The sequence below is a fragment of the Streptomyces sp. NPDC004752 genome (assembly GCF_053601275.1).
Map to the genome: position 1 here is coordinate 45096 of NZ_JBSGBN010000069.1, position 6000 is coordinate 51095.

At 71.6% G+C, this 6000-nt stretch carries 4 protein-coding genes; all 4 read left to right on the forward strand.

Annotation, left to right across the window (positions count from 1 at the left end; genetic code table 11):
• The first annotated feature begins 104 nt into the window (after positions 1-104).
• The 4 genes from ACWEKM_RS26595 to ACWEKM_RS26610 are packed head-to-tail and all read left to right on the forward strand — an operon-like array spanning position 105 to position 5819.
• Positions 105-1823: an ABC transporter substrate-binding protein gene (locus tag ACWEKM_RS26595; protein ID WP_451623754.1), complete on the forward strand. Its 1719-nt coding sequence runs from the start codon at positions 105-107 to the stop codon at positions 1821-1823.
• Positions 1824-1843: 20 nt separating this feature from the next.
• On the forward strand, positions 1844-2983 hold the full coding sequence (locus ACWEKM_RS26600) for an ABC transporter permease subunit (RefSeq protein ID WP_451623746.1): 1140 nt from the start codon (positions 1844-1846) through the stop codon (positions 2981-2983).
• Complete coding sequence (locus tag ACWEKM_RS26605; RefSeq protein WP_451623747.1) at positions 2980-3978, forward strand: ABC transporter permease; 999 nt, start codon at positions 2980-2982, stop codon at positions 3976-3978. The genes ACWEKM_RS26600 and ACWEKM_RS26605 overlap by 4 nt, the downstream gene beginning before the upstream one ends.
• On the forward strand, positions 3975-5819 hold the full coding sequence (locus tag ACWEKM_RS26610; RefSeq protein ID WP_451623748.1) for a dipeptide ABC transporter ATP-binding protein: 1845 nt from the start codon (positions 3975-3977) through the stop codon (positions 5817-5819). The genes ACWEKM_RS26605 and ACWEKM_RS26610 overlap by 4 nt, the downstream gene beginning before the upstream one ends.
• Positions 5820-6000: the final 181 nt, after the last annotated feature.

A 6000-nucleotide genomic window follows, 5' to 3' on the forward strand; every position in this document is an offset into this window, starting at 1 on the left:
CCGGCGCCGGGGTGCACATCTGTTCAGATGCGTCTCACCTCTTGTCCATCTGTCTCGCGATTCGAGAAATCCTCGACATCATCAACCGAGAGGTCGTCATTCCGATGCGTCATCCGTCCCTCACCGCGCGCCGCCTGGCAGCGGCCACCGTCGGCCTGCTCGTGGCAGCGGGAGCCGCCGCCTGCGGCCCGGAGGACAACGATGCCAAGGGGCCGAGTGGCGACCCCGCGCCGCACAAGGGCGGCACGCTCACGGTCCTCAACTCGACCCCGCAGCAGAACTTCGACCCCGCCCGCCTCTACACCTCCGGCGGCGGCAACGTCCCGTCCCTGGTCTTCCGTACGCTCACCACCCGCAACCGGGAGAACGGCGCGGCCGGCGCCCAGGTCGTCCCCGACCTCGCCACCGACACCGGGCGCCCCGACAAGGACGCGACCGTGTGGACGTACACCCTGAAGAAGGGCCTCAAGTACGAGGACGGCACCCCGATCACCTCGGCCGACGTCAAATACGGCATCGAGCGTTCCTTTGCCCCCGAACTCTCCGGCGGCGCACCGTATTTGAGGGACTGGCTGGTCGGCGCGGCCGACTACCAGGGGCCGTACAAGGACAAGAAGGGGCTGTCGGCGATCGAGACTCCGGACGACCGGACGATCGTCTTCCATCTGAACAAGCCGGAGGGCGAGTTCCCCCACCTGGCCACGCAGACGCAGTTCACGCCCGTCCCGAAGAGCAAGGACACCGGCGCCGAGTACGAGGAGCACCCCCTCTCGTCCGGCCCTTACCGGGTCGTCAAGAACGAGAACGACGGCGAGCACCTGGTCCTGGAGCGCAACCCGCACTGGTCGGCCGCCACGGACGCCGAGCGCAAGGCATACCCGGACACCATCGACGTACGGTCGGGGCTCGACTCCTCGGTGATCAACCAGCGGCTGTCGGCGTCCCAGGGTGCGGACGCGGCGGCCGTCACCACGGACACCAACCTCGGACCCGCCGAACTCGCCAAGGTCACCGGCGACAGGGAACTGGCGGCACGTGTCGGCACCGGCCACTTCGGCTACACGAACTACCTCGCGTTCAACCCGACGGTCAAGCCGTTCGACGACCCCAAGGTGCGGCAGGCGATCTCGTACGCCATCGACCGCTCGTCCGTGATCAACGCGGCCGGTGGTTCCGCACTCGCCGAGCCCGCGACCACCTTCCTGCCCGACCAGAAGTCCTTCGGCCACACGCCGTACGACCTGTACCCGGCGGGCGAGACGGGCGACCCGGCCAAGGCCGAGGAACTGCTGAAGGCGGCGGGACACCCGAACGGGCTGACCATCACCCTGACCCACTCCAACAACCAGGACTTCGAGACCAGCCCGGAGATCGCGACCGCGGTCCAGGACGCGCTCAAGAAGGCCGGCATCACGGTCAAGCTCCAGGGCCTGGAGGACAACGACTACTCGGACAAGATCCACAACGTCAAGACCGAGCCGGGCCTCTTCCTCGCCCACTGGGGTGCCGACTGGCCCTCCGGCGGCCCCTTCCTGGCCCCGATCTTCGACGGCCGTCAGATCGTCAAGGACGGCGCGAACTTCAACACCGGTCTGCTCAACGACAGGTCGGTCAATGAGGAGATTGATTTGATCAACAAGTTGACCGACCTTGACGCCGCCGCCAAGAGGTGGGGTGCACTGGACAAGAAGATCGGCGAACAGGCCCTGACCGTGCCGCTGTTCCACCCCGTCTACAAGCGTCTGTACGGGAAGGATGTCAAGAACATCGTGATCAGCGACTGGACCGGAGTCCTCGACATCTCGCAGGTCGCGGTCAAGTAGGCCGAGCGGTCACCACAGTCATGAGCGAGGCATCGACGGTCTCCCGGACCGTCGGGACGGACACCACCGTCCCGACGGCCTCCGGGGCCCGTCAGTTCTGGCGGCGGCTGCGCACGCAGCGCGCCGCCCTCGCCGCGGCGGTCGTCGTCGCGCTGCTCGTCCTGGTCGCGCTCGCCGCGCCGCTGCTCACCGCCATCGAGGGCCAGGACCCGACCACCTACCACCCGTCACTGGTCGACTCGGCGCGCGGAGGCGTGCCCGGCGGCTCGTTCGGCGGGATCAGCGGCGACCACTGGCTGGGCGTCGAACCGCAGACCGGGCGCGACCTGTTCGCGCGACTGGTCCACGGCGCGCGCGTGTCGCTGGGCGTCGCGCTGACCGCGACCCTGGTGCAGGTCCTGATCGGGGTCGTCGTGGGCGTCGCGTCCGCGCTAGGCAACCGATGGGTTGATCAACTGTTGAGCCGGGCCACCGACATCATCGTCGCCATGCCGCTGATGATCATGGCACTGGCGCTGCTCGCGATCGTCCCGTCGACCTTCCCGCGGCCCGTCCTGGTCACCCTGGTCATCGGCCTGGTCGCCTGGGGCAACATCGCCAAGATCGTGCGCGCCCAGACGCTCACCCTCAAGAGACTCGACCACGTCGCCGCCGCCCGGCTCAGCGGCTGGGGCCCCTGGCACATCGCCCGGCGCGAACTGCTGCCCGGACTCGCCGCGCCCGTCATCACGTACGCCGCCCTGCTCGTGCCCATGAACATCTCCGTCGAGGCGGCCCTGTCCTTCCTCGGCGTCGGCGTGAAGCCGCCGACCCCCTCCTGGGGGCAGATGCTGGCCTCCGCCGACGTCTGGTACCAGGCGGCGCCGCAGTACCTGCTGCTGCCGGCCGGCGCCCTGTTCGTGACGGTGCTCGCGCTGACGGTCCTCGGTGACGGCGTACGCACCGCCCTCGACCCGCGCGCCGCCTCGCGCCTGCGCGTCGGCACGGGCCGCGGGCGCGCGGGCGGATCCGACCGCGGTAACGGGACGGGCCGCAGGAGCGGGGCGGACCGTGGGAACGGGGCCCAGGACGTCGGCGCGCGCGGGGACGTCGGCGCGCGCGGGGACGTCGGCGGGCGCGGGCACGTCGGCGGTGCCGTCGAGAAGGAGGGGACCGCATGACCGGCTTCGGTGGCTTCGTGCTGCGCCGTGCCATCGGCACGGTCGTCACCCTGCTCGCCGTCTCGGTGATCGTCTACGTCGTCTTCTACGGCACCCCGGGCAACGTCGCCCAGATCACCTGCGGTCCGCGCTGCTCCCCCGAACAGGTGCAGCAGGTCGCCCAGCAACTCAGGCTCGACGACCCGCTGTACGTGCGCTACGGCCACTTCCTGCAAGGGCTCGTCGTCGGCCAGGACTTCTCGACGGGCACGTCCGTCGAGCACTGCCCCGCCCCTTGCCTGGGGCTGTCCTACCAGACCGGCCGGCAGGTCCTGGACATCATCCTGACGAAGCTGCCCGTCAGTCTGTCGTTGGTGCTCGGCGCGATGGTGATGTGGCTCGTGCTGGGCGTCGGGACCGGCGTGCTGTCGGCGTGGCGGCGCGGCCGGATCTCCGCGCGCGTGCTGACCGCCATCACCCTCGCGGGCACGGCGACCCCCGTCTTCGTCATCGGCCTCGTCCTGATGATCGTCGTCTGCGGCGAGCTGCACCTGCTGCCCTTCCCGCAGTACGTCGCCCTCACCGACGATCCCGAGCAGTGGACCTGGAACCTGCTGCTGCCGTGGCTGTCGCTGGCCCTGATCGAGGCGGCCGCGTTCGCCCGGATCACCCGGGCGGCGATGCTGGAGACGCTCGCGGAGGACCACATCCGCACCTTCCGCGCCTACGGCGTCGGCGAACGGTCCGTCGTCGGTCGGCACGCGCTGCGCGGCGCCCTGGCCCCCGTCATCGCGTTGAACGCCAACAACTTCGGTTCCACCGTCGGTGGCGCCGTGCTCGCCGAGACCCTCTTCGGCCTGCCCGGCATCGGCCAGGAACTGGTGCACGCCGTCAACGTCGTCGATCTGCCGGTCGTCGTCGGCATGGTCCTGGTCATCGGCTTCTTCGTGGTCATCGCCAACGCCGTCGCGGACGTGCTGTATGCGGTGGCCGACCGACGGGTGGTGCTCGCATGAGCCTGGTGGACGTCACGGACCTCACGGTCGACTTCGGGCCCCTGCGGGCGGTTGCCGGGCTGTCCTTCCGGCTGGCGCGGGGCGCCGCGCTCGCCCTGGTCGGCGAGTCCGGCTCCGGCAAGTCCACGGTCGCGAACGCCCTGCTGGGCCTGCACCGGGACACCGGCGCCCGGGTCGGCGGCTCGGTCCATGTCGCCGGGACCGATGTGCGCCGGGCCTCCGACGAGGAACTGCGGCGGCTGCGCGGCGGGAAGGCCGCCATGGTCTTCCAGGACCCGCTGTCGTCGCTCGATCCGTACTACGCGATCGGCGACCAGATCGCCGAGGTGCACCGTGTGCACGCGCGCGTGTCTCGGCGGGCGGCACGCGCGCGTGCCGTCGAGGTCCTCGACCGGGTGGGGATTCCGGACGCCCGGCGCCGGGCCCGGTCACGCCCGCACGAGTTCAGCGGCGGCATGCGCCAGCGCGCGCTGATCGCCATGGCGCTGGCCTGCGCGCCGGACCTGCTGATCGCGGACGAGCCGACGACCGCGCTGGACGTGACCGTCCAGGCGCAGATCCTCGACCTGTTGCACACGCTGCGCGCGGAGACCGGGATGGGACTGCTGCTCGTCACCCACGACGTGGGCGTCGCCGCCGAGAGCGTGGACGAGGTGCTGGTCATGCGGCACGGCGAAGCCGTCGAACACGGACCGGTTGGCACGGTCCTCGGGGCGCCCGCACAGGAGTACACCCGCGAACTGCTCGCCGCGGTGCCGCGCGTGGATGTGGCTCGGGGTGACGTGCCGCGTGTGGATGTGGCTCGGGCCGACCTGGCTGGGGCGGACGCCGTGCGAGGGGAGGCGACGGGCGCGCTTGTGCCGGGTGCCGTTATGCCGGGCGCGCTTGTGCCGGGCGCGCTTGTGCCGGGTGCCGTTGTGCCAGGCGGGCTTGTGCCGGGCGTTCGTGCGTCGGGCGCCGTTGCGGCCGGTGCCGGTGCGACCGGTTCCGGCGCGCCGGACGTCGGGGGCGTATCGGGCGGCGACGCGCGCGTGACCGAAGAGGTCGTCCTGGAGGCGGCCGGTCTCAGACGGGTCTTCGGGCGTGGCAAGCGGGCGTTCACCGCCGTGGACGATGTCTCCCTCATGGTCCGCAGGGGCGAGAGCCTCGGCATCGTGGGGGAGAGTGGAAGCGGCAAGACGACCCTGGGCCGCATGCTCGTCGGCCTGCTGGAGCCGACGGCGGGCGAGATCCGGTACGCGGGCCGCCCGCACACCGGGGTGGACCCGGCCGTGCAGATGGTCTTCCAGGACCCCGTCTCCTCCCTCAACCCCCGCCGCAGCGTGGGCGAGTCCATAGCCGACCCGCTCCGTGCGCGGAAGAGGGGCGAGGAGCACATCCGGGGGCGCGTACGCGACCTGCTGGAGCGCGTGGGGCTCGAAGGCGCCCATTACGACCGGTACCCGCACGAGTTCAGCGGCGGCCAGCGCCAGCGCGTGGGCATCGCCCGGGCGCTCGCCGCCGACCCGCGCGTCATCGTCTGCGACGAGCCCGTCTCCGCGCTGGACGTCACCACCCAGACCCAGGTGGTCGCCCTGCTCGGCGAGTTGCAACGGGAACTCGGGCTCGCGCTGGTCTTCGTCGCGCACGACCTCGCCGTCGTCCGCCGGGTCAGCGACCGGGTCGCGGTGATGCGCCGGGGCCGCGTCGTGGAGTCCGGCCCCGCCGACGAGGTGTACGACTCCCCGCAGGACCCGTACACCAAGCAACTCCTGGCCGCGGTGCCCGCCCTCGACCCCGAGGTCGCGGCCCGGCGCCGGGCCGCCCGCCGCGCCGCCCGCCGGGAGCCGGCGACGACGTGACGTTTCGTGTCCGTGTGATCTCCTAGCGCGACGAAACGCGATCCGCACGTGAAAGTTACGACCGTTCACCCCTTTTGGTGGGGGGGGGGGGGGCCCCCCCCCCGCCCCCCCCCCCCCCCCCCCGCCGGGGGGGCGCCGCCCGCCGCCGCCGCCCCCCCCGCCCCCCCCCACCCACTAGGCG

Bases quoted from the DNA above. Each gene is read 5' to 3' on its own strand.
- ACWEKM_RS26610 (WP_451623748.1), top strand. From the start codon at position 3,975: ATGAGCCTGGTGGACGTCACGGACCTCACGGTCGACTTCGGGCCCCTG.
- ACWEKM_RS26605 (WP_451623747.1), top strand. From the start codon at position 2,980: ATGACCGGCTTCGGTGGCTTCGTGCTGCGCCGTGCCATCGGCACGGTC.
- ACWEKM_RS26595 (WP_451623754.1), top strand. From the start codon at position 105: ATGCGTCATCCGTCCCTCACCGCGCGCCGCCTGGCAGCGGCCACCGTC.
- ACWEKM_RS26600 (WP_451623746.1), top strand. From the start codon at position 1,844: ATGAGCGAGGCATCGACGGTCTCCCGGACCGTCGGGACGGACACCACC.